Annotated in this window: 17 protein-coding genes; 9 read left to right on the forward strand and 8 right to left on the reverse strand. The window is 59.8% G+C overall.

All coding sequences use genetic code 11. The features are described 5' to 3' along the window. Window positions 1–97: 97 nt before the first annotated feature. Entirely contained in the window at window positions 98–1,627 is a 1,530-nt protein-coding gene (gene gpmI / locus GVL50_RS25880; protein WP_053116595.1) for a 2,3-bisphosphoglycerate-independent phosphoglycerate mutase, read from the reverse strand. 153 nt (window positions 1,628–1,780) lie between these two features. Here gpmI and GVL50_RS25885 point away from each other — a divergent pair, with 153 nt between their 5' ends. From GVL50_RS25885 to secB, 3 genes are read left to right on the forward strand one after another with little or no spacing between them, the layout of a single operon-like run. Continuing rightward, a complete protein-coding gene (locus GVL50_RS25885) occupies window positions 1,781–2,194 on the forward strand; it encodes a rhodanese-like domain-containing protein (RefSeq protein ID WP_008080560.1) in 414 nt (137 codons plus the stop codon). Continuing rightward, window positions 2,195–2,449, forward strand: coding sequence for a glutaredoxin 3 (grxC, locus tag GVL50_RS25890; RefSeq protein WP_007909231.1), 255 nt, complete (start codon window positions 2,195–2,197; stop codon window positions 2,447–2,449). It abuts the gene before it with no gap. Between the two features lie 57 nt (window positions 2,450–2,506). After that, window positions 2,507–2,992 (forward strand): protein-export chaperone SecB, encoded by a 486-nt coding sequence (secB, locus tag GVL50_RS25895; RefSeq protein WP_016772114.1) that lies wholly within the window; start codon window positions 2,507–2,509, stop codon window positions 2,990–2,992. Window positions 2,993–3,122: 130 nt separating this feature from the next. Here the strand turns inward: secB and GVL50_RS25900 are convergent, their stop codons facing one another. Next, complete coding sequence (locus tag GVL50_RS25900) at window positions 3,123–3,578, reverse strand: tRNA (cytidine(34)-2'-O)-methyltransferase (protein ID WP_053116597.1); 456 nt, start codon at window positions 3,576–3,578, stop codon at window positions 3,123–3,125. Between GVL50_RS25900 and GVL50_RS25905 the strand changes: the two genes are divergently transcribed. Beyond that, window positions 3,577–4,014 carry a hypothetical protein gene (locus GVL50_RS25905; RefSeq protein ID WP_159815524.1) on the forward strand — a complete coding sequence of 146 codons (438 nt, stop codon included), beginning with the start codon at window positions 3,577–3,579 and terminating at the stop codon, window positions 4,012–4,014. The genes GVL50_RS25900 and GVL50_RS25905 overlap by 2 nt on opposite strands. A 539-nt stretch (window positions 4,015–4,553) precedes the next feature. Here the strand turns inward: GVL50_RS25905 and ntrC are convergent. From ntrC to glnA, 5 genes are all read right to left on the reverse strand, one after another. Next, on the reverse strand, window positions 4,554–5,990 hold the full coding sequence (gene ntrC, locus GVL50_RS25910; protein ID WP_053116599.1) for a nitrogen regulation protein NR(I): 1,437 nt from the start codon (window positions 5,988–5,990) through the stop codon (window positions 4,554–4,556). Next, window positions 5,987–7,072, reverse strand: a complete 1,086-nt coding sequence (gene glnL, locus GVL50_RS25915) for a nitrogen regulation protein NR(II) (RefSeq protein ID WP_053116600.1) — start codon at window positions 7,070–7,072, stop codon at window positions 5,987–5,989. The genes ntrC and glnL overlap by 4 nt, the downstream gene beginning before the upstream one ends. Window positions 7,073–7,303: 231 nt before the next feature. Then, entirely contained in the window at window positions 7,304–7,927 is a 624-nt protein-coding gene (locus GVL50_RS25920) for a DUF4124 domain-containing protein (protein ID WP_159815525.1), read from the reverse strand. After that, window positions 7,924–8,436 carry a DUF4124 domain-containing protein gene (locus tag GVL50_RS25925; protein ID WP_159815526.1) on the reverse strand — a complete coding sequence of 171 codons (513 nt, stop codon included), beginning with the start codon at window positions 8,434–8,436 and terminating at the stop codon, window positions 7,924–7,926. Before GVL50_RS25925 ends, GVL50_RS25920 begins: the two co-directional genes overlap by 4 nt. A gap of 232 nt (window positions 8,437–8,668) precedes the next feature. After that, complete coding sequence (glnA, locus tag GVL50_RS25930) at window positions 8,669–10,075, reverse strand: type I glutamate--ammonia ligase (protein ID WP_008080570.1); 1,407 nt, start codon at window positions 10,073–10,075, stop codon at window positions 8,669–8,671. Between the two features lie 328 nt (window positions 10,076–10,403). On the opposite strand from glnA, the gene thiI reads away from it, so the two are divergent. Then, a complete protein-coding gene (gene thiI / locus GVL50_RS25935; RefSeq protein ID WP_159815527.1) occupies window positions 10,404–11,858 on the forward strand; it encodes a tRNA uracil 4-sulfurtransferase ThiI in 1,455 nt (484 codons plus the stop codon). A 139-nt stretch (window positions 11,859–11,997) separates the two neighbouring features. Further along, window positions 11,998–13,818, forward strand: a complete 1,821-nt coding sequence (gene typA, locus GVL50_RS25940) for a translational GTPase TypA (RefSeq protein WP_053116604.1) — start codon at window positions 11,998–12,000, stop codon at window positions 13,816–13,818. A 221-nt stretch (window positions 13,819–14,039) separates the two neighbouring features. Here the strand turns inward: typA and GVL50_RS25945 are convergent, their stop codons facing one another. Then, window positions 14,040–14,477, reverse strand: a complete 438-nt coding sequence (locus tag GVL50_RS25945) for a YkgJ family cysteine cluster protein (RefSeq protein ID WP_008080573.1) — start codon at window positions 14,475–14,477, stop codon at window positions 14,040–14,042. A gap of 259 nt (window positions 14,478–14,736) precedes the next feature. Between GVL50_RS25945 and GVL50_RS25950 the strand changes: the two genes are divergently transcribed. From GVL50_RS25950 to GVL50_RS25960, 3 genes are all read left to right on the forward strand, one after another. Continuing rightward, window positions 14,737–17,187, forward strand: a complete 2,451-nt coding sequence (locus tag GVL50_RS25950; protein ID WP_159815528.1) for a glycogen/starch/alpha-glucan phosphorylase — start codon at window positions 14,737–14,739, stop codon at window positions 17,185–17,187. Window positions 17,188–17,443: 256 nt separating this feature from the next. After that, the gene (locus GVL50_RS25955; protein ID WP_159815529.1) at window positions 17,444–21,028 is read left to right on the forward strand and encodes a DUF2339 domain-containing protein; all 3,585 of its coding nucleotides are present in this window, start codon (window positions 17,444–17,446) and stop codon (window positions 21,026–21,028) included. After that, the coding region (locus GVL50_RS25960) for a DUF3999 domain-containing protein (protein ID WP_159815530.1) at window positions 21,025–22,226 on the forward strand (1,202 nt) is incomplete at its 3' end. The genes GVL50_RS25955 and GVL50_RS25960, both read left to right, overlap by 4 nt.

Raw genomic sequence — 22,226 nt, forward strand, 5'->3', positions numbered from 1 at the left:
CGAATGCGGTGGGTCGGGCAACATTGAAGTCGACTGATCTACCGCATTCGCGAGCAAGCCCGCTCCCACAGGGTTTTGTGGTGTTTGATCGGGCGGGTTAGACCAGGATGGAAGTGCCGGTCATCTCCGCCGGTTTTTCCAGACCCAGCAGCTTAAGCATGGTTGGCGCTACGTCCGCCAGCACGCCGCCTTCACGCACTTTCAGATCACGCTTGCCGACATAAATGAACGGCACCGGCTCGGTGGTGTGCGCGGTGTGCGCCTGGTGGGTTTCTTCGTCGGCCATTTTTTCGACGTTGCCGTGGTCAGCCGTGATCAGCGCTTCACCGCCGACCTTTTCCAGTGCTTCAACGATGCGACCGACGCAAGTATCCAGGCATTCAACCGCTTTCACCGCCGCGTCGAACACACCGCTGTGGCCGACCATGTCGCCGTTGGCGTAGTTGACCACGATCACATCGAAACGCTGGTTTTCGATGGCCTCGACGATACGGTCGGTGACCTCCGGCGCGCTCATTTCCGGCTGCAAGTCGTAAGTGGCGACTTTCGGCGACGGGATCAGAATGCGCTCTTCGCCCGGGAACGGCTCTTCACGACCACCGGAGAAGAAGAAGGTCACGTGCGCGTATTTCTCGGTTTCAGCGATGCGCAGCTGGGTTTTGCCATTCTTCGCCAAGTAATCGCCCAGCACGTTTTCCAGGCTGCCCGCGGCGAATGCCGACGGTGCCGGGATGCTTGCCGCGTATTGGGTCAGCATGACGAAACCGGCCAGTTTTGGCTGGCGTGCGCGCTCGAAGTCCTTGAAATCGTCTTCGACGAATACGCGGGTCAGCTCGCGTGCGCGGTCGGCGCGGAAGTTCATGAACACCACAGCATCGCCGTCTTCAACTTTCACCGGCTCACCGATGGTCGTGGCTTTGACGAATTCGTCGCTCTCGCCGCGAGCGTAAGCCGCGTCGAGACCTTCCTGCGCGGTGGCGGCGTTGAATTCGCTGTTGCCGTCGACGATCAGGTTGTAGGCCTGAGCGACGCGATCCCAGCGGTTGTCACGATCCATTGCGAAGTAACGGCCGATAATGCTGGCGATGCGGCCCTTGCCGAGTGCCTGGAAGGTCGCATCGAGCAATTCGATCGACGACGCAGCGCTTTTCGGCGGCGTATCGCGGCCATCAAGGAAAGCGTGCAGGTAGATTTTTTCAGCGCCGCGCTTGAAGGCCAGTTCGGCCATGGCGATCAGGTGATCCTGGTGGCTGTGCACGCCGCCATCGGAGAGCAGACCCATGAAATGCACAGCTTTACCGGCGGCCACGGCTTTATCAACAGCGGCGCAGATGGTCGGGTTCTCGAAGAATTCGCCGTCGCGGATCGACTTGGTCACCCGCGTGAAGTCCTGATACACCACGCGGCCGGCGCCGAGGTTCATGTGACCGACTTCGGAGTTGCCCATCTGGCCGTCCGGCAGACCGACGTCCATGCCGCTGCCCGAGATCAAGCCGTTTGGCACGGTGGCCCACAGGCGATCAAGGACGGGCTTCTTCGCCGCAAATACGGCGTTGGATTCGGGGCTTTCGCTGTGACCGAAGCCGTCGAGAATCATCAGGACCAAAGGTTTAGGCGTGGTAGTCATGGAATCCACTCGTGGCTAATAAAGAAGAGGGCGATGGAAAAGGGAGTTGGAGTTTAAAGCTAAGTTCCGACCGCGTCACCGCCGGACGGGGTTTGGCCGACCATAGTGGCTGTGTATACTGGCCGACATTTTAACGCCCTGGAACCTCCTTCGATGGTTGCTCACCTGATTGAATTTGCCACTAACCACTACATTCTTGTCGGTATCTTCGTCGTACTGCTGGCTCTGCTGCTGGCGCACACGATGCAGGGCGGCGGTAAAAGCCTGAGCACCGGCGAACTGACTGCGCTGGTCAATAAAGACGCAGGCGTGGTGGTGGACATCCGTCCGGCCAAGGATTTCGCTGCCGGCCACATCGTTGGCGCGATCAACATTCCCCAGGACAAACTGGCTGCGCGCACCGCCGAGCTGGAAAAGCACAAGGCCAAGACCATCATTCTGGTCGACGCCCTGGGCCAGACCGCCGGCACCCACGCCCGCGAGCTGATGAAATCCGGCTTCACCGCCGCCAAGCTGTCCGGCGGGATCTCCAGCTGGAAAGGCGACAACCTGCCGCTGGTGAAATAAATGAGCGAAGTCATCGTCTACTCCAGCGACTACTGCCCTTATTGCTCCCGAGCCAAGTATCTGCTCGAGAACAAAGGCGTGGCCTTCAAAGAGATCAAGGTCGATGGCAAGCCGCAGGTGCGCGCCGAAATGGCCCAGAAAGCGGGGCGCACGTCCGTTCCGCAGATATGGATCGGCAGCAAGCACATCGGCGGTTGTGATGATTTATTTGCCCTGGAGCGCGCCGGAAAACTCGACGCGCTGCTCAAGGCCTGAACGGCTGCACCCACGTACAGCACTCCCTAAAAGACCCAAGATCAGAAAGGATCTGAGATGACTGACCAACAGAACACTGCAGCCAGCGAAGAAGAAACCGCACCGCAATTCTCCTTGCAGCGCATCTATGTACGCGACCTGTCCTTCGAAGCCCCGAAAAGCCCGGCGATCTTCCGCCAGCAGTGGGATCCGGCGGTCGGTCTGGATCTGAACACTCGTCAGAAAGCGCTGGAAGGCGATTTCTACGAAGTCGTGCTGACCCTGTCCGTCACCGTGAAAAACGGTGAAGAAGTTGCTTTCATCGCTGAAGTGCAACAGGCCGGTATCTTCCTGATCAAGAACCTCGACGCGGCTTCGATGAGCCACACCCTGGGTGCGTTCTGCCCGAACATCCTGTTCCCGTACGCCCGCGAAACCCTGGACAGCCTGGTCACCCGTGGTTCGTTCCCGGCCCTGATGCTGGCTCCGGTGAACTTCGACGCCCTGTACGCGCAAGAACTGCAGCGCATGCAGGAAAGCGGCGAGACGCCAACCGTTCAGTAATATTCTGAGCGTTGACGCAAGTCCAATGTGGGAGCGGGCTTGCTCGCGAAAGCGGAGTGCCAGGCGACATTGATGTCATCTGATACGCCGTCTTCGCGAGCAAGCCCGCTCCCACATTTGTTATGTGCAGTTACTTGAAGTCGTTCTGGCGCCAGGCTTCGTACACGGCGACCGCTACGGTGTTGGACAGGTTCAGGCTACGGCAGCCTTCACGCATCGGCAGACGCAGGCGCTGATCCGGCCCAAGGGCGTCGAGCACTTCCGGCGGCAAGCCACGACTTTCCGGGCCGAAGATGAACGCATCACCCGGGACAAACGCGGCATCATGAAACGGCCGCGAGCCCTTGGTGGTGAACGCATACACCCGAGGGTTGCCGATGCTCTCCAGGCAACTGGCGAGGTCGGCATGGCGTTGCAGCGTGGCATATTCGTGGTAGTCGAGACCGGCACGGCGCAAGCGCTTGTCGTCCATCTCGAAGCCCAGCGGTTCGATCAAATGCAGGTGGCAGCCGCTGTTGGCGCACAGCCTGATAACGTTGCCGGTGTTCGGCGGAATTTCTGGTTGAAAAAGGATGACGTGAAACATGCACGGCTCCGAAGGTAAAGATGACGCGCATTCTACGCCGCAAGCAGACCGGCGTTCGAAACTATTCCCGCGAGTGATCGGTTCGCTGGCGATTGTCGGCTTGATGATCGGCTTGATGATCGGCCGTCTGACCACGCCGGATCCCAGTGTGCTGCAGCAAGTCGAAGTGACTGACGGCGGTTTGGTGGTGTGGTTCAACAACGAGCCGAAGCTGCACGGTGAGATCATCGATGGCACCGTGGCCCTGCTGTTTCAGGCCGAGGGCCGGGCGCAGAAAGGTCAGCTCAAGCTCAACGGCAAAGACGTGAACTGGCGGACGCGAGCGAGTGACGGAGGGTTGTTGCTGACGGTGCTGGCGGCGCGGCCGCTGCAGGGAGACTGGGCCGGCAGCAAGGTCGATGACCGCTGGCGGTTGGAGATCCATCTCCGCGAGTAATAAAAGCGGGAATACCTGACCTGCCTGTATCAGGGTTCCCAAAACGGGGTGGACTTCGCGTGACGCGTCGGTCCGGTGTAAAGAGGGAACCCCCGGCCTGCCTGTACCAAGGATCCCAAAAGGGTGGGCGCATCGCGTGGCGATCTGCGCCCGGTGTAAAGAGGGGAATCCCCGGCCTGCCTGTACCAAGGTCCCCGAAACGGGTGGTGAAACGAATCACCTGTAAGAGGTATTGCAGGGCGCGTGCCAGGTTTTAATTTGTTGAAACAAAAAAGCTGAGCAGAAACGCGAAAGCCCCGGGATTCGGGGCTTTCGTGTTTTTTGAAGGCTGAGCTTTTAAGGTTTTGAGGTGGTCTTTCGAAAGACTGGCAGTGCCCGATCACAGGTCATCGTGCATCCATGCGGTGCACGGAGAACCAAATGTGGGAGCGGGCTCGCTCGCGAAGGCGTCGTGTCAGTCACCCTATATTTCAATGACCCACCGCATTCGCGAGCAAGCCCGCTCCCACAGGGGATATCGGGTGCTCGCCTATTATGTGTTAACCCTCATCCCCCTCATCCTCATCCGCCCCATCAACCTTCATCCCCAATTCCTTGATCTTACGCGTCAGGGTGTTACGCCCCCAACCCAGCAACACCGCCGCATCACGGCGACGTCCGGCCGTGTGCTTCAACGCGGTCTCGATCATGATCCGTTCAAACGCCGGAACCGCACTGTCGAGCAAACTCGACTGACCACGCGCCAACGCCTGATCGGCCCACTGACGCAGCGCCTGCTCCCAATTGGTCACCGGCGCCGAGTCCTGCGGCAGGTTCAGCAGTTCTGGCGGCAGGTCGCTGATGTGCACTTCGCGCCCGGACGCCATCACCGTGATCCAGCGGCAGGTGTTCTCCAGCTGACGCACGTTGCCGCCCCACGGCAGGTTTTTCAGGTATTCCTCGGTCTCGCTTTTCAGCAGCTTCGGCTCGACCGCCAGTTCTTGCGCGGCGCGGCTTAGGAAGTGTTTGGCCAGGGTCGGGATGTCTTCGCGACGATCCGACAGGCGCGGGATGTGGATGCGGATCACGTTGAGGCGATGGAACAAGTCCTCACGGAATTTGCCGGCGTGCACCAAGGTTTCCAGATTCTGGTGCGTCGCGGCGATGATGCGCACGTCGACCTTGACCGGCACATGACCGCCAACGCGATAGAACTCGCCATCGGCCAGAACTCGCAGCAAACGGGTTTGCGTATCCGCCGGCATGTCGCCGATTTCATCGAGGAACAGCGTGCCGCCGTCAGCCTGTTCAAAGCGGCCGCGACGCAAATTCGCCGCGCCGGTGAACGCGCCTTTCTCATGGCCGAACAGCTCTGACTCCATCAGATCCTTGGGAATCGCCGCCATGTTCAGCGCAATAAACGGCGAAGCCGCGCGCGGGCTGTGGCGGTGCAGGGCGTGGGCGACCAGTTCTTTGCCGGTGCCGGATTCGCCGTTGATCAGCACGGTGATGTTGGAGTGGCTCAAGCGCCCGATGGCGCGAAACACTTCCTGCATCGCCGGCGCTTCGCCGATGATTTCCGGGGTGCGGGTCAGTGCTGGTACGACTTCCAGGCCTTGCTGCTCTTGCGCGTGTTGGTTGGCGCGCTTGACCAGCGACACCGCTTCATCAACGTCGAACGGCTTCGGCAGGTACTCAAACGCGCCGCCCTGATACGAGGCGACAGCGCTGTCCAGATCGGAGTGAGCGGTCATGATGATGACCGGCAACCGTGGGTGCTGCTCGCGAATCCGCGCCAACAGATCCAGGCCGCTGGCACCCGGCATACGGATGTCGGAAATGATCACGTCAGGCTGCTGACGGGCCAGCCGACTCATCACGCCATCGGCGCTGTCGAAGCTCTGGGTGGTCATGCCTTCCTGCTGCAAGGCCTTTTCCAGAACCCAACGGATAGAACGGTCGTCATCGACGATCCACACGGTTTCACTACGGCTCATGTCGATGTGGCTCCTTGTTCCAGTGGCAGAAAGATCGAGAAGGTGGTGTGGCCTGGATGGCTGTCACACTCGATCAGGCCCTGGTGCTGGCTGATGATGTTCTGGGTAATGGCCAGGCCGAGTCCGGTACCGTCCGGGCGTCCGCTGACCATGGGAAAGAAAATGGTTTCTTGAAGTTCCGCGGGGATCCCCGGGCCGTTGTCGATGATCTCGATCTTGGTCACCAGACGATGGCGGACGTGGCCGATGGTGAACTGGCGCATGGCGCGGGTGCGCAGGCTGATGCGGCCCAGACGCAGCTCGTTCTGGCTGCTGATCGCCTGCATCGCGTTGCGCACGATGTTCAATACCGCCTGAATCATTTGTTCGCGGTCGATCAGCACGTCGGGAATGCTTGGGTCGTAATCGCGCACCAAGGTGATGCAGCCCTGACTTTCCGCTTCGACCAGATGGCAAACGCGTTCCAGCACTTCGTGAATGTTGCACATCGCCAGCGACGGCAACTTGTTCGAACCGAGCATGCGGTCGACCAGATTGCGCAGGCGATCGGCCTCTTCAATGATCACGTTGGTGTAATCGCGCAGGCTTTCTTCCGGCAGTTCACGGGCGAGCAACTGCGCAGCGCCACGGATGCCGCCCAGCGGATTCTTGATTTCGTGGGCGAGGCCGCGCACCAGCATTTTGCTGGTTTCCTGTTTGGAAATTTGCGCCTCTTCCTTGGTGATCCGCAGCAGGCGATCACGCGGATGCACTTCCAGCAGGAGCATGGTCGCGCCGTTACTGAGGATCGGCGTCACCGCGTAATCCACGGTCAGCGTCTGGCCGGTGAGGGCGGTGAGCATCGCTTCGCGCTTGGTAAACGGGTGCGCCTGCTCTACCGCTTGGCGCAACGAATTCAGCGCTTCGGTGGATTCTGTGAACAGCTCGCTGATGAATTGCCCATGGCTACGCTGCCCGCTGATGGCGAGCAGCATCTCCGCCGCCGGGTTCATGTACTCAAGGCGCAATTCGGCGTCGAGCAGGATGGTGGCGGTGGTCAGATTGTCGAGCAGCAAACGGTGGATTGCGTCGCTAATGGTCATCGGAGCCTCTTTTGGGGGCGGAGCGTGCGCAACAAGCAAGCGTCGGTATCGGCAAAATGCAAAAAACAAACCAAGGCTCTGAAAAGAAGCGCTTAACCCCTGAAACAGGCGTTTGACGCTCGTTTACGTGGCACTGGGCCAGCTCTCGCGGGTAGTTTCGAACCAAAATGGGTTGGAATGTGAGTACGGTGCAGGTTATTGCACCAATATAGTGCGCAAAGCTGGACGGCGTTAGAAGAAACGCAGGAAGGGGTTTTTCGGCTCGGGCGGTTTGTCTTTTAAAGGGCATTCCGGACGTACGCCGTAGTCGTCGGCGACGCAGGGTTTGACCTGGCGCTTCTGCGCGAGGGAAATGCGCAACATGTGGAACGGCTGGTTGGCGGTGCGCTCGACAGTACGGCCCTCCGAGTCGAGGATTTCAACTGAGAGATTGTGGCTGCCGCGATCAATGTTGTTCAGCGGGAACACAGGGCTCAGGCCGGGTTCGCCGGTGGCCTGGCCGTCCAGTAATAGACGATAGCGGTGACCGCGTTGCAGGCCGGGTTCGCTGGTGACGCTGACGATGATTTCGCCGGCGCTGCTGCGAATCGTCGCATCGGGTTCGGGCACCAGAATGCGCAGCATGTCGTAGTGGAAGGGTGGTTGTTCCGGGGATTTTTTTGCGGTGGTGATCGGTGCGGCAGCGGTTGGATTGGCGGACATGCGATTGCTGGTCGCGATCGGTACGCGCTTGGCGTTGCTGCGCGGTTGATCGGTGTAGACGCGATTCCCTTGCGCATCGATGTAGGTGAACACCTCGGCTGAGGCCTGCAGTGTCACCAGCGCCATCGCGACGATCAACCATGCGCGGATCATGGCGTGTGCACCCGCTGTACGCTGAGGACGACTGGCGGGCTCTGTTGAATGATCGTCTGGCCGTCGATGACTTGCACGGCGAGACGATGTTCGCCGCGATCGACGTTGACCAATTGCAGGATCGGCACATTGCTTGGCTGGCCGTAGGGTTCGTCATCGAGTACCAGCCTTAATTGATGCGGCGGTTGCAGGCGTGGCTTGATCAGCACGTTGACGGTGAAGGTGCCGTTGTTCGCGCGCAGGGCTTCTTCGGTGGGCAGCCCGGCGAGTTCGAGGATGTCGTAGGCCTTGCGCTGAGGTTCACGGTTGTCGCTGACGGGCGCAGGGGGTGCGCTCGGTGCTTGCGGCTCGACGCGATTGAGCGGCGGCAATTCCACGGGCTGCGCCTGTACGCCTTCCGGCGAGTGATCGCTGTAGACCGTGTTGCCGTTGGCATCGGTGTACTTGTAGATCTGCGCGGCGGCGGGCAGGGCGATCAACAATAGAATGTAGAGAAAGGTGCGACCCATGAAATCGACCGGGATTGAAAGCGATGGGGTGCAGCATAGGTCAGGGTGGGCGAGAGGCCCAAGCTGTTAACAATTGGAATTGAAAAGCAAAGTCAAAAGATCGCAGCCTTCGGCAGATCCTACAGGGATCGATGTAGGAGCTGCCGAAGGCTGCGATCTTTTGATCTGCAATAAAAAAGGCCTCCCGAAGGAGGCCTCTTTCACTCACGCCACGGAACGCGGCGCTACCGGATCAGCAGCTGTAGTACAGCTCATATTCCAGTGGGTGTACGAAGGTGCGAACCTTGATTTCTTCTTCCGATTTCAGCGCGATGTAAGCGTCGATGAAGTCGTCGGAGAATACGCCGCCCTTGGTCAGGAACGCGCGGCCCTTGTCCAGCTCTTCCAGGGCTTCTTTCAGGCTGCCGCAAACTTGTGGGATCTCTTTCGCCTCTTCAGGCGGCAGGTCGTACAGGTTTTTGTCAGCAGCGTCGCCAGGGTGGATCTTGTTCTGGATACCGTCCAGACCAGCCATCAGCAGTGCGGCGAAGGCCAAGTACGGGTTGGCAGCCGGATCCGGGAAGCGGGCTTCGATACGGCGGGCTTTCGGGCTCGACACGTAAGGAATACGGATCGAAGCGGAACGGTTGCGAGCCGAGTAGGCCAGCATGACCGGAGCTTCGAAGCCTGGTACCAGACGCTTGTACGAGTTGGTCGCCGGGTTGGTGAAGCCGTTCAGGGCCTTACCGTGTTTGATAATGCCGCCGATGAAGTACAGAGCGGTATCGGACAGGCCGGCATAGCCTTCACCTGCGAAGGTGTTCTTGCCGTCTTTCCAGATCGACATGTGTACGTGCATGCCCGAACCGTTGTCGCCGTACAGTGGCTTCGGCATGAAGGTCGCGGTGCGGCCGTAAGCGTCAGCAACGTTGTGTACAACGTACTTCAGGGTTTGGGTTTCGTCGGCTTTCTTCACCAGGGTGTTGAACTTGACGCCGATTTCGTTCTGGCCGGCAGTCGCCACTTCGTGGTGGTGAACTTCAACGGTCAGGCCCATTTCTTCCAGTGCGTTGCACATGGAGGTACGGATTTCGTGGTCGTGGTCGAACGGTGGAACCGGGAAGTAGCCGCCTTTGACGCCTGGACGGTGACCCTTGTTGCCGCCTTCGATGTCCTGGTCGGACATCCACGAACCTTGCTCGGAGTAGATCTTGAACATCGAGCCGGAAATGTCCGACTTGAATTTCACCGAGTCAAAGATGAAGAATTCTGGCTCTGGACCGGCGAATACGGTGTCACCGATACCGGTGGCTTTCAGGTGTTCTTCGGCGCGCTTGGCGATCGCACGTGGGTCGCGGTCGTAGCCTTGCATGCTCGAAGGTTCGATGATGTCGCACACCAGGATCAGGGTGGCGTCTTCGGTGAACGGGTCGAGAACGGCAGTTTCGTCAACCGGCATCAGGATCATGTCGGAGGCTTCGATGCCTTTCCAGCCAGCGATGGAGGAACCGTCGAACATTTTGCCGACTTCGAAGAAGTCGTCGTCCAAAGCATCGCGAGCCGGCATGGTCACGTGGTGCTGAGTACCTTTGGTGTCCGTGAAGCGCAGATCAATCCACTTGACGTCATGATCTTTGATGAGTTGAACCGTCTTCGACATATGTCCTCCGGGTGGCTTCGGGCTTGGTAGTGGATGCCCTTAAATGTGGGTGATGCCGGCGCGAATACTCTGCCAAGGCAACCTGCCTCACAAGGGAGCAAATTGCATGCCAGTGCCCCAGCATGGGTTTTTTGCCCCAAATTCACGCTTATTAAGGTGCAAAGCGTCTTAATGCTGCAAATCTCGCCCCCTAATGTAGCGTCCCCAATCGAAAATGACCCGTTTTGGTGCAGACAAAACCTTCTGCACATTAACTGGTTAAACCTTGAGCAATTTCCGCTATAATCCGCGCCCCCCTTTTTCGGCTGGCCGTTCGCGCGCTGTTTTCATGAAACTAATCGTAAAAGTCTTCCCCGAGATCACCATCAAAAGCCGACCTGTCCGGACGAAATTCATCCGCCAGTTGGCCAAGAACATCCGCACCGTGCTCCGCGACCTGGACCCGGCCGTGGTGGTGAACGGTGTGTGGGACAATCTCGAGCTGGAAACCCGCATTACCGACGCCAAAGCCTTGAAAGAGATGGGTGAGCGCCTGACCTGCATGCCGGGCATCGCGCACTTTCTGCAGATCGACGAGTACCCGCTGGGCGACTTCGACGACATCACCGAGAAGTGCAAAGAGCACTACGGCGATGCGCTGGCCGGGAAGATCTTTTCAGTGCGTTGCAAGCGTGCCGGCAAGCACGCGTTCAGCTCGATGGACGTCGAAAAATACGTCGGCAGCAAGCTGCGTCGTGAGTGCGGTGCTGCCGGGATTGACCTGAAATCGCCGGAAATCGAAGTCCGTATCGAAGTTCGCGACAAACGGTTGTTTGTGATTCACAGCCAGCACAACGGCATCGGCGGTTACCCGCTCGGCGCCCTTGAGCAGACGCTGGTATTGATGTCCGGCGGCTTTGACTCGACCGTTGCGGCCTACCAGATCATTCGTCGCGGCCTGATGACCCACTTCTGTTTCTTCAATCTGGGCGGTCGCGCCCATGAATTGGGCGTTATGGAAGTCGCGCATTTCATCTGGAAGAAGTACGGCAGCTCGCAACGCGTGCTATTTGTCAGTGTTCCGTTCGAAGAAGTTCTCGGCGAAATTCTCGGCAAAGTCGATAACAGTCATATGGGCGTCGTATTGAAGCGTATGATGTTGCGCGCGGCGTCCAACATCGCTGACCGCCTGCAGATCGAAGCGCTGGTCACCGGCGAAGCGATCTCCCAGGTGTCGAGCCAGACGTTGCCGAACCTGTCGGTGATCGACTGCGTGACCGACAAGCTTGTCCTGCGCCCGCTGATCGTGGCGCACAAGCAGGACATCATCGACACGGCCAATGAAATCGGCACCGCCGATTTCGCCCGGCACATGCCGGAATACTGCGGGGTCATTTCGGTCAACCCGAAGACCGCCGCCAAACGCGGTCGCGTTGAGCACGAAGAGAAAGAATTCGACATGGCGGTGCTCGAGCGTGCGCTCGAAAACGCCAAACTGGTGCCGATCGATCGCGTGATCGACGAATTGGGCCAGGACGTACAGATTGAAGAAGTCAGCGAAGCACTGGCCGGCCAGATCGTGATCGACATCCGTCACCCGGATGCCGCCGAGGATGAGCCGCTGGAACTCGCTGGCGTAGAAGTACAGACGATGCCGTTCTACGCAGTGAACGCTCGTTTCAAGGAGCTGGATCCGACTCGCCAGTACCTGCTGTATTGCGACAAAGGCGTGATGAGTCGCCTGCATGCTCACCATTTGCTCAGTGAGGGGCATGCCAATGTGCGCGTTTATCGACCGAGCTAAGTGCCCGGGGCTGTTTGCCTGTGGCCTGCGTCACCGGCCCCCCGACACCGCCGTCAAGCTGTAACGGCCATGCCGGACACTACTGCTAATCGCTGCCAAGACTTGTCAGCAAACCGAATCCTCTGATCGAGATACACAAGTGATCGAAAATCTACGTAACATCGCCATCATTGCCCACGTTGACCATGGTAAAACCACCCTGGTAGACAAACTCCTGCGTCAATCCGGCACTCTGGAGCGCAACGAGCTCAACGACGAGCGCGTGATGGACTCCAACGACCAGGAAAAAGAGCGCGGTATTACCATTCTGGCGAAAAACACCGCCATCAACTGGAACGGCTACCACATCAACATCGTGGACACCCCGGGCCACGCCGACTTCGGCGGCGAAGTTGAACGCGTAATGTCGATGGTTGACTCCGTTCTGCTGCTGGTTGACGCTCAAGACGGCCCTATGCCGCAAACCCGTTTCGTGACCAAGAAGGCTTTCGAAGCCGGCCTGCGTCCAATCGTGGTCATCAACAAGGTTGACCGTCCAGGCGCGCGTCCGGACTGGGTTCTGGATCAGATCTTCGACCTGTTCGACAACCTCGGTGCTTCCGAAGAACAACTGGACTTCCAGGTTGTTTACGCCTCGGCCCTGAACGGCATTGCCGGTCTGGATCACACCGACATGGCTGAAGACATGACCCCGCTGTACCAAGCGGTTGTCGATCACGTTCCGGCCCCTAAAGTCGACCGTGAAGGCGCGTTCCAGATGCAGATCTCCGCACTGGACTACAACAGCTTCCTGGGTGTTATCGGCGTTGGCCGTATCGCTCGTGGTCGCGTCAAGCCGAACACCCCGGTTGTTGCTATCGGTGCCGACGGCAAGCGTCGCAACGGTCGTATCCTGAAGCTGATGGGTCACCACGGTCTGCACCGTATTGACGTTGAAGAAGCTGCAGCAGGCGACATCGTTTGCATCAGCGGTATGGAATCGCTGTTCATCTCCGACACCCTGTGCGACCCGCTGACTGTTGAGGCAATGAAGCCTCTGACCGTTGACGAGCCAACCGTTTCGATGACCTTCCAGGTAAACGACTCGCCATTCTGCGGTAAAGAAGGCAAGTTCGTGACCTCCCGTAACATCAAGGATCGTCTGGACAAAGAGCTGCTGTACAACGTTGCACTGCGCGTTGAAGAAGGCGACTCGGCTGACAAGTTCAAGGTTTCCGGCCGTGGTGAGCTGCACCTCTCGGTACTGATCGAAACCATGCGTCGCGAAGGCTTCGAGCTGGCCCTGGGCCGTCCGGAAGTAATCATTCGTGAAGTGAACGGCGTTAAACAAGAACCGTTCGAAAACGTAACCATCGACATCCCTGAAGATTCGCAGGGCAAGGTCATGGAAGAGATGGGTCTGCGTAAAGGCGACCTGACCAACATGGTTCCGGATGGTAAGGGCCGTGTTCGTCTGGAATACAACATCCCTGCTCGCGGTCTGATCGGTTTCCGTAACCAGTTCCTGACCCTGACCAACGGTGCTGGCATCCTGACCTCGATCTTCGATCGTTACGACACCGTCAAGTCGGGCCACATGTCCGGCCGTCAGAACGGCGTTCTGGTTTCGGTTGAAACCGGTAAGGCACTGACCTACTCGCTGGAAACCCTGCAGGCTCGTGGCAAGCTGTTCGTAGAACACGGTCAAGAGATCTACAACGGTCAAATCGTTGGTCAGAACAGCCGAGACAACGACCTGGGCGTTAACCCTACCAAGGGTAAGAAGCTCGACAACATGCGTGCTTCGGGTAAAGACGAAACCATCGCTCTGGTTCCACCAGTGAAGTTCACTCTGGAACAGGCTCTGGAATACATCCAGGAAGACGAGCTGTGCGAAGTAACTCCTAAGTCCATCCGTCTTCGCAAGAAGATCCTGGACGAAAGCGAGCGTACCCGCGCTGCCAAGAAAGCCAAAAACTGAGTCATTAGTTCAGGCTGAATGAAAACGCCCCCGGTCGCGAGACCGGGGGCGTTTTTGTTTGTCCGGGATTTGTGTGGTGTTTTTGCTGGCCTCTTCGCGAGCAAGCCCGCTCCCACAGTGGATCTCTGGTGTACACAAAATGAGTGTTCACTGAAGATCTAGTGTGGGAGCGTGCTTGCTCGCGAAGGCGGCCGATCAGCCGCCGAAAATCTCAGGTCAGATCAGAACTTCTCGATCGCGCGGAAATTCTGCTCGCGCACCACTTCCTTCGGCTTGTACGCGCAATACCCCGGCCGTGGCCCGATCTTCGGGTGATTGCGGCAGGTATCCGGGCGCTTGTCATAAATGGTGCACAGGCGGCTCTTACGATCCAGGTAGTAGCAATCGTTGTTGCTCATGCGCTGCAGGGTGAAGATGCCCGACTTCTGGTTGAAACGCTCGACCAGGCCTTCCTTCTGCAAACGCTTGGCGATGTTCTTCGGCGGGTCACCGAGTTCGAACTCGTCGACCACACCGATGCGCACCAGATCCTTGATCTTCACCTCAACCGGCAGCGTGCAGCAGCTGGATATGCAAGAACCGCACATCGGGGCTGAATATTTTGCCCACGTATCGAGACGATCGATCTCGGCGGCGGCAATCAGGTTGGGCTTCATCATCGGGAGTTACCAGGCGTGTGTGCATCAGGGCGCGCGATCATACCGGGACTGGTGGATTTTTGAACAACCTTTCGCCAGATTTTTTCTCGATGCAGGCACATTGCCGGACAATTCGGCACGGCCCCTGCATTCATTAGCCCAGCCGCCAGGGTTATGCCGGGCCATCTCACCGTCTCAGGAAATACTGCCGAACCAGAGCCCTCACCGTCGGTCAGACCGTCTAGGCTCAGACAATTCCCGCTCGCTCGAGGTCCCATTGATGACTCAAGAACCACTAGTTCGCGAAGCAGAGGTGGCCGCATTCCGCGATGCCGTCCTGACCAAACTCACCTACGCGGTGGGCAAAGACCCTGATCACGCCTTCGACCATGACTGGTTCGAAGCCATCGCTTTGGCTGCGCGCGATCACATGGTCGAGCACTGGATGGATCACACCCGGCAGATCTACCGCAAAGGCCAGAAGCGGGTGTATTACCTCTCGCTGGAGTTCCTCATCGGCCGTTTGCTCTACGACAGCCTGAGCAACCTTGGCCTGCTCGACGTCGCCCGTGAAGCGTTGACCGAACTCGGTGTCGATCTCGAACGCATTCGCTTGCTGGAGCCCGATGCCGCGCTCGGCAACGGCGGCCTCGGTCGTCTGGCGGCGTGCTTCATGGAAAGCATGTCGACCCTCGGCATCGCCGGCCACGGTTACGGCATTCGTTATGAACACGGTTTGTTCCGCCAGGCCATCGTCGACGGCTGGCAACAGGAGCAGACCGAGCACTGGCTGGATTTTGGCAACCCGTGGGAGTTCGAGCGGCCAGAGGTCGTCTACTCCATCGGCTTTGGCGGCAGCGTTGAAACCGTCACCGACGTCAGCGGCAAATCCAAACAAGTCTGGTCGCCGGCAGAAACCGTCCGCGCGATTGCCTACGACACGCCGGTGGTGGGCTGGCGCGGGGCGAGCGTCAACACGCTGCGCCTGTGGCGTGCACGCGCCATGGAAGATTTGCACCTGGAGCGCTTCAACGCCGGTGACCACTTGGGCGCCGTCGCCGAGGTTGCTCGCGCCGAAAGTATCTCGCGCGTGCTCTACCCGGCAGACAGCACCGAAGCAGGGCAAGAGCTGCGCCTGCGTCAGGAATACTTCTTCGTCGCCGCCTCGTTGCAGGATCTGCTGCGTCGCCATCGCAATATGCACACCTCAGTGCTGACGCTGGGCGATCACGCGGCGATTCAGCTCAACGACACCCACCCTTCGATTGCCGTCGCCGAACTGATGCGACAACTGGTCGACGTCTACGACGTGGCATGGGACGCGGCGTGGCAAGTGACGGTCGATACGCTGTCGTACACCAACCACACGCTGCTGCCGGAAGCCCTGGAAACCTGGCCGGTGGGGTTGATGGAGCGCATGCTGCCGCGACACATGCAGATCATTTACCTGATCAACGCGCAGCACATCGATTCGCTGCGGGCCAAAGGCATTCACGATTTCGACGTGCTCCGCGCCGTGTCGCTGATCGAAGAAGACAACGGTCGCCGCGTGCGCATGGGCAACCTCGCGTTCCTCGGTTCGCACAGCGTCAACGGTGTATCCGGATTGCACACGCAGCTGATGCGTAAAACCGTGTTCGCCGAACTGCACAAGCTCTACCCGGAGCGGATCAACAACAAAACCAACGGCATTACTTTCCGCCGCTGGCTGTATCAGGCCAACTCGGAACTGACCTCGATGCTGGTCGACGCATTGGGCCCGGATCTGCTGGATAACGCGGAAGAGCGCTTGCTCGATCTTGAACCGTTCGCCGAGAAGCCCGCGTTCCGCAAAGCTTTCGCCGAACAGCGCCTGCACAGCAAAAAAGCGCTGGCTTATCTGATTCATGAACGCTTGGGCATTGCCGTCAATCCGGCGGCGATGTTCGACGTGCAGGTCAAACGGATCCACGAATACAAACGCCAGTTGCTCAACCTGCTGCACACCGTGGCGTTGTATCAGGCGATTCGCGCCGAGCCGGAAGTCGACTGGGTGCCACGGGTGAAAATCTTTGCCGGTAAAGCGGCGGCGAGTTATCACCAGGCCAAGCTGATCATCAAGCTGACCAACGATATCGCGCGGGTGGTGAATAACGACCCGACTGTGCGCGGCTTGTTGAAGGTGGTGTTCCTGCCCAACTACAACGTCAGTCTGGCGGAGAGCATTATTCCGGCGGCGGACTTGTCCGAGCAGATCTCCACTGCCGGTTTCGAGGCGTCGGGCACCAGCAACATGAAGTTCGGCCTCAACGGCGCGCTGACTATCGGCACGCTGGACGGCGCCAACGTGGAAATGTGCGAGCGCATCGGGGCCGAGCACATGTTTATCTTTGGTCTCAGCGCGCAGCAGGTTGAGGCGCGTAAACAGAACCACGAGTTCAGCGCTTTGCCGGACATCGCCGCGTCGCATCGTTTGAACGATGTGTTGCAAGCGATCCGCAGTGGGGTGTTCTCGCCAGACGATACTTCGCGCTACACCGGGTTGATCGACTCGCTGGTGGATTACGACCGCTTCCTGGTCTGCGCCGATTTCGACTCGTATTGGGAAGCGCAGAAACGCGTTGAAGCGCACTGGCATGACGCCAATAACTGGTGGCGTTCGGCGGTGCTCAACACGGCGCGGATGGGCTGGTTCTCGTCAGACCGGACGATTCGTGAGTACGCCACGGAGATCTGGAAAGCACTGGAGTAATTTTCCGCAACAAATCTACGCAAGTCCCAACGTTTGTTGGGCCGCATCGATATACTGAGCGCCGGTTACCGGAAGCTACAGTCACCACACTTCCCCTGTGGGAGCGGGCTTGCTCGCGAAAGCGGTGGTTCAGTCAGCATTAATTTCGACTGACACGACCTCTTCGCGAGCAAGCCCGCTCCCACAAGGGGTTTGTGCCTAGACTGAGGCAATTGCCGGACTCGCCCCGCCACGGGGCCGCTTAGGGATATCGACCATGCAATGGATGTTCATGTTGATCGGGCTGGTGCTCGGCTGGCTGCTCGACGAGTCGTTCAGTGATGCGCTGTTGGGCGCGTTGCTGGGGCTGGTGATCGGGCAGACGCTGCGCATTGCTCGGCTTGGCTCGCAAGCGGCTGAGCAAAAGCAGCAACTTGAACAGGCGAAAATCGCGTTACAGGGCGTCGAGCAGCGGCTGTTTCTGCTGGAAGGCGCGCCGGTTCGTGCCGCGACGCCACCGAATACCGCGCCAGTTCCCGAACCCGTCGCAGAACCCATCAAAACCGCCGAAGAAGCCCCCGCACCGGAACTGGTCTGGGAGTTGCCCCCCGAACTCGAACCGATTTCCGCCGTCGCCAGCGAAACCAGCCAACCGCTGCCCGCCGATGTCTGGAATCTCGACGCCGTTACTCCGGAACCACAAAAAACCGCCGAACCCCGTGGTCCGAACCTTATCGAGCGCGGCATCAGTGCTGCGCGCAATTGGCTGTTCGGCGGCAACACCGTGCTGCGCGTTGGCGTGGTGTTGCTGTTTTTCGGTCTGGCGTTCCTGCTGCGCTACGCCACCGAAGGCATGGTCGTGCCGATCGAGTTGCGTTACGCCGGTGTCGCAGCCGCCGCGCTGGGCTTGCTCGCGCTGGGCTGGTGGCTACGCAATCGCAACAGTAATTACGCATTGATGCTGCAAGGCACCGCGATCGCGGTGTTGTACCTGACGGTATTTGCGGCGATGCGTCTGCATCCGCTGCTCGATCCTTCTGCCGCGCTTGGATTGCTGGTCGCGGTCACGGTGTTCTCGGCGATTCTGGCGATCACCCAGGATGCGCTGGGCCTGGCTGCCGCAGCCGCATTAGGCGGTTTCGCCGCGCCGATCCTGACCTCGACCGGCGCCGGTAACCATGTCGCGCTGTTCAGTTATTTCGCGTTGCTCAACGCCGGCATTCTCGCCATCGCCTGGTTCAAGGCCTGGCGCCTGCTCAACTTGATCGGCTTCGTCGGCACCTTCGGTATCGGTTTCGCCTGGGGCCTGCGTTCGTATGCGCCGGAGCTGTTGTGGAGCACCGAGCCGTTTCTGATTCTGTTCTTCCTGATGTACCTCGGCATCGGCCTGTTGTTTGCCCGACGCAAATTGCTCGACATGCCCGATGCCCCGGCGGACGGCGACCGTGATGCCTTGCTGCACTGGTCGGCGCGCAAGGGCGATTACGTCGACGGGACGATGCTGTTCGGCCCGCCGATCATTGGTTTCGGTTTGCAGTTTGCGTTGGTGCAGCATCTGGAGTTCGCCGCCGCGTTCAGCGCGCTGGCACTCGGCATGCTTTACATGGCGCTGGCCAAGGTGTTGATGGGTGGCCGCGCGGTGTTGCTGGGCGAAACCTGTCTGGCGCTCGGGGTGATTTTCGCCAGTCTGGCGATTCCGCTGGGGCTCGATGCGCGCTGGACCTCGGCGGCGTGGGCCGTGGAAGGTGCGGGGATTTTCTGGCTCGGTCTGCGTCAGCATCGACCGTTTGCGCGGGCGTTCGCGTTGCTGCTGCAACTGGGCTCGGCGTTGGCGTTTCTCAGTCAGTTGCGTGTCGGCGAAAGCAGCCTGCTCGACGGTGCTCCGCTCGGCGCGTTGATGCTCGGCAGCGCTTTGCTGTTCAGCTTTTATCAACTGCGCAAGGCCTCGGCGGAGCAGACTTCGCCATGGGAGCGCCAAGGCCTGCCAGTGTTGGCCTGTCTGGGCCTGACCTTCCTCTACCTGCTGGCGCCGCTGTTTTTCTTCACGCAGGGCACGGCGATCAGTTGGGCGCTGGCCGGGTTGGTGACGTTGTTCGTCGGCCTGCGGATTCAGTCGCGCACGTTCCTGTTCACCGCGTTTGCTGTGCAGTTGCTCGGCGGCGCTTTGTTCCTGTTGCGACTGCAAGGCGCGGGCGAGGATTCAGCGGCGGTGTTCAGCGCCGGTTGGAGCGGTTTGCTCAGTGCTTCGCTGATTGGTCTGGCGTTGATCGCCGGCATGCTGTTGGCGGCTCGTGATGAAATGGTGCGCAGCGATGTGCGCCTGCTGCGCGGTTTGTCGGTGGTGTTGCTGGCCGGTCTGGTGCTGATCAATCTGGCGGTGCTGTTCGTGCTGCCGTGGCAAACCGCGAGCGCGGTGTGGGCGGCGAGTGGTTTGTTGATTATCTGGCTGAGCCTGTACCTCAAGCAGCGCGTGAGTTTTGTTTTTGGACTGCTGTTGCAAGTGATCGGTGGCGCGGCGTTTCTGTTCGCTGGCCCCGAACTGCTCGGGCCGCTGTCCAGCGAAGGCCTGAAACCGCTGGCCCACGGCGGATTCTGGACGCCGCTGGTGCTGGGGCTGGCCGCGATGATCGGTGCGTGGCGCCTGCAACTGGGCAATCACGCTTCGGCGTTCGATGCGTTGAGTTTGCAGCGTTTGTCCGAAGTTTTGCTGGTGTGGGGCGCGGGTTGGTGGGCGCTGGCGTGGGTCAGTGAAGTGCTGCGTTTTGCTACGCCGAATCTGCAAGGCACATTGCTGCTGTTGATTGCAGCGGTGAGCGTGGCGTTGTGGACGGTGTTGTCGCTGCGCCTGAAATGGCCGGCGCTGGGTTTGCTTTGCACCTTGCTGATTCCGGCGGCGGGGCTGGTGTTGCTCGCTGCCTGGCATTCGCGTTATCACCCGGCGGCCGATTTCGGTTGGCTGGCGTGGGCAGCGGTGTTCGCCGTGCATTTCTTCAGTCTGCGCCGCTTGGCGCCGATGTTGCCGGCGCGCGCTTTGAGCACCGCGCATGTGCTCGGCTGCTGGCTATTGATCGGCGTGCTGGCGCTGGAATTGCGCTACGGCCTGCTGTTGTTGGCCGAGCAATACAACGCCTGGCGCTGGTTGGGCTGGGCGATTCTGCCAAGCCTGTATCTGTTGATGGCGGCGGCACCGCGCAATTGGCCGTGGCCGGTCGCAGCGTTTGCCCGCGAGTACCGCTTGTACGCCGCTGCGCCGTTGGCGGTGCTGATGCTCGCGTGGTTCTGGCTGGCGAATGGCGTCAGCGATGGCAATGCCGATCCGTTGCCGTACGTGCCGCTGCTCAACCCGTTGGAGTTGGGTTTGCTGTTCGCGCTGTTCGGCGTTTATGTCTGGTCGCGCAGTGCGCTTTCGCAGCTGTCGATTCGTCAGGACTACGCCGAATACGCGACGCAATTGATCGCCGGGGCTTCGTTGTTCGCCTTCTGCACTGCGTTGGTCACCCGCGCCGCGCACCATTGGGCGGGGATTCCGTTTGAGCTGGATACGCTGCTCGCTTCGATGCTGGTGCAGGCAGGCTTGTCCATCGTCTGGACGCTGATGGCGCTGGGGCTGATGATCGGCGGGCATCTGCGTCATCGTCGCGAAGTGTGGCTGATCGGCGCGGCGCTGATTGCGCTGGTCGTGGCCAAACTGATTTTTGTCGAATTGAGCAACCGTGGCGGCCTCGCCCGGATCGTCTCGTTTATCGGCGTGGGCGTGTTGCTGCTGGTGGTCGGCTATTTCGCGCCGCTGCCGCCCAAACGCGTCGATGCTGACCCGGCGGCGGACAAACCGGCCCCGGACACCGAAGGAGTTTCATCTTGAGTCGCATGCTGAATCTGGGTTGGTTGGCGTTGGGCGTGGTGATGGCTGCCGGCGCCCAGGAAAAACCGGCGGACTTCGCCACGCAAGTGCCGCTGTCGGTCAGCGGCGACGGGCCGTGGTATCGCCTCGAACTGCCGCTGAATGTGCAATTGCAGGCGCGCCAGACCGATCTCAGTGACCTGCGCGTGTTCAACTCCGCCGGCGAAGCGCAGGCGTACGCCTTGGCGCGCGAATCGGCACAGACCCGCGACGATGGACAGTTGCACGAGGTGAAGTGGTTCCCGTTGTACAACGCCGCCGATTCGAATGAACACGTGCCGAACGTGCGCGTGCAGTCGACCACCAACGGCACGCTGGTCGAAGTGCAGCCGTCGAGTCAGCTGGAGGCGGGCGAGGAAGTGCTGCGCGGTTGGCTGCTCGATGCCAGCGCGATCAAGGCGCCGTTGCAGCAGTTGATCCTCGACTGGACCAGCGAGCGCGATGGCTTTCAGCGTTTCAGCATCGAAGCCAGTGATGACTTGCAGCATTGGCAGCCGTGGGGCGAGGGCCAGGTCGCGCGCCTGACGTTTTCCGATGAGCGCATCGAGCAGCATGAAGTGACGCTGCCGGGGCAATCCGCGCGCTATTTGCGCCTGTTGTGGGATTCGCCGAGTTCGGCGCCGACCATCGCCTCGGCACAGTTGAAAAGCAGCGATCCGCGCAACGTTCCGCTGCCGTTGGTCTGGTCGCAAGCGTTGTCTGGCAGCAGCACCAAGGCTGGCGAGTACAGCTGGCAGTTGCCCATGGGGCTGAACGTCGAGCGCGTGCAGGTCGAGCTGAAACAACCGAACAGTCTGGCGCCGGTGACACTGGCCGGGCGCCGCGAAAGCAGCTTGCCGTGGCAGGAACTGAGCAACGGTTTGCTGTATCGCCTGACGCAGAATGGCCAGGATGTGGTGCAGAATGAATTGCAGCTCTACGGGCAAACCGTGCAGCAGTTGAAGTTGACGGTGGATGAGCGCGGCGGTGGTTTGGGTGAGCAGGCGCCGAGCCTGAAATATGCAGTGCGCGCGACCCAGGTGATTTTCCTTGCGCGGGGCGAGGGGCCGTACAGTCTGGCGGTGGGCAATGCGACGGTGAAAACGGCGAATCTGCCGTTGGCGACGCTGATTCCGGGTTTCAAACCGGAGAAGTTGGCGGGGCTGGGTAAGGCTGTGGT

Source organism: Pseudomonas sp. 18058 (assembly GCF_902706155.1).
Lineage (GTDB): Bacteria > Pseudomonadota > Gammaproteobacteria > Pseudomonadales > Pseudomonadaceae > Aquipseudomonas > Aquipseudomonas rustica.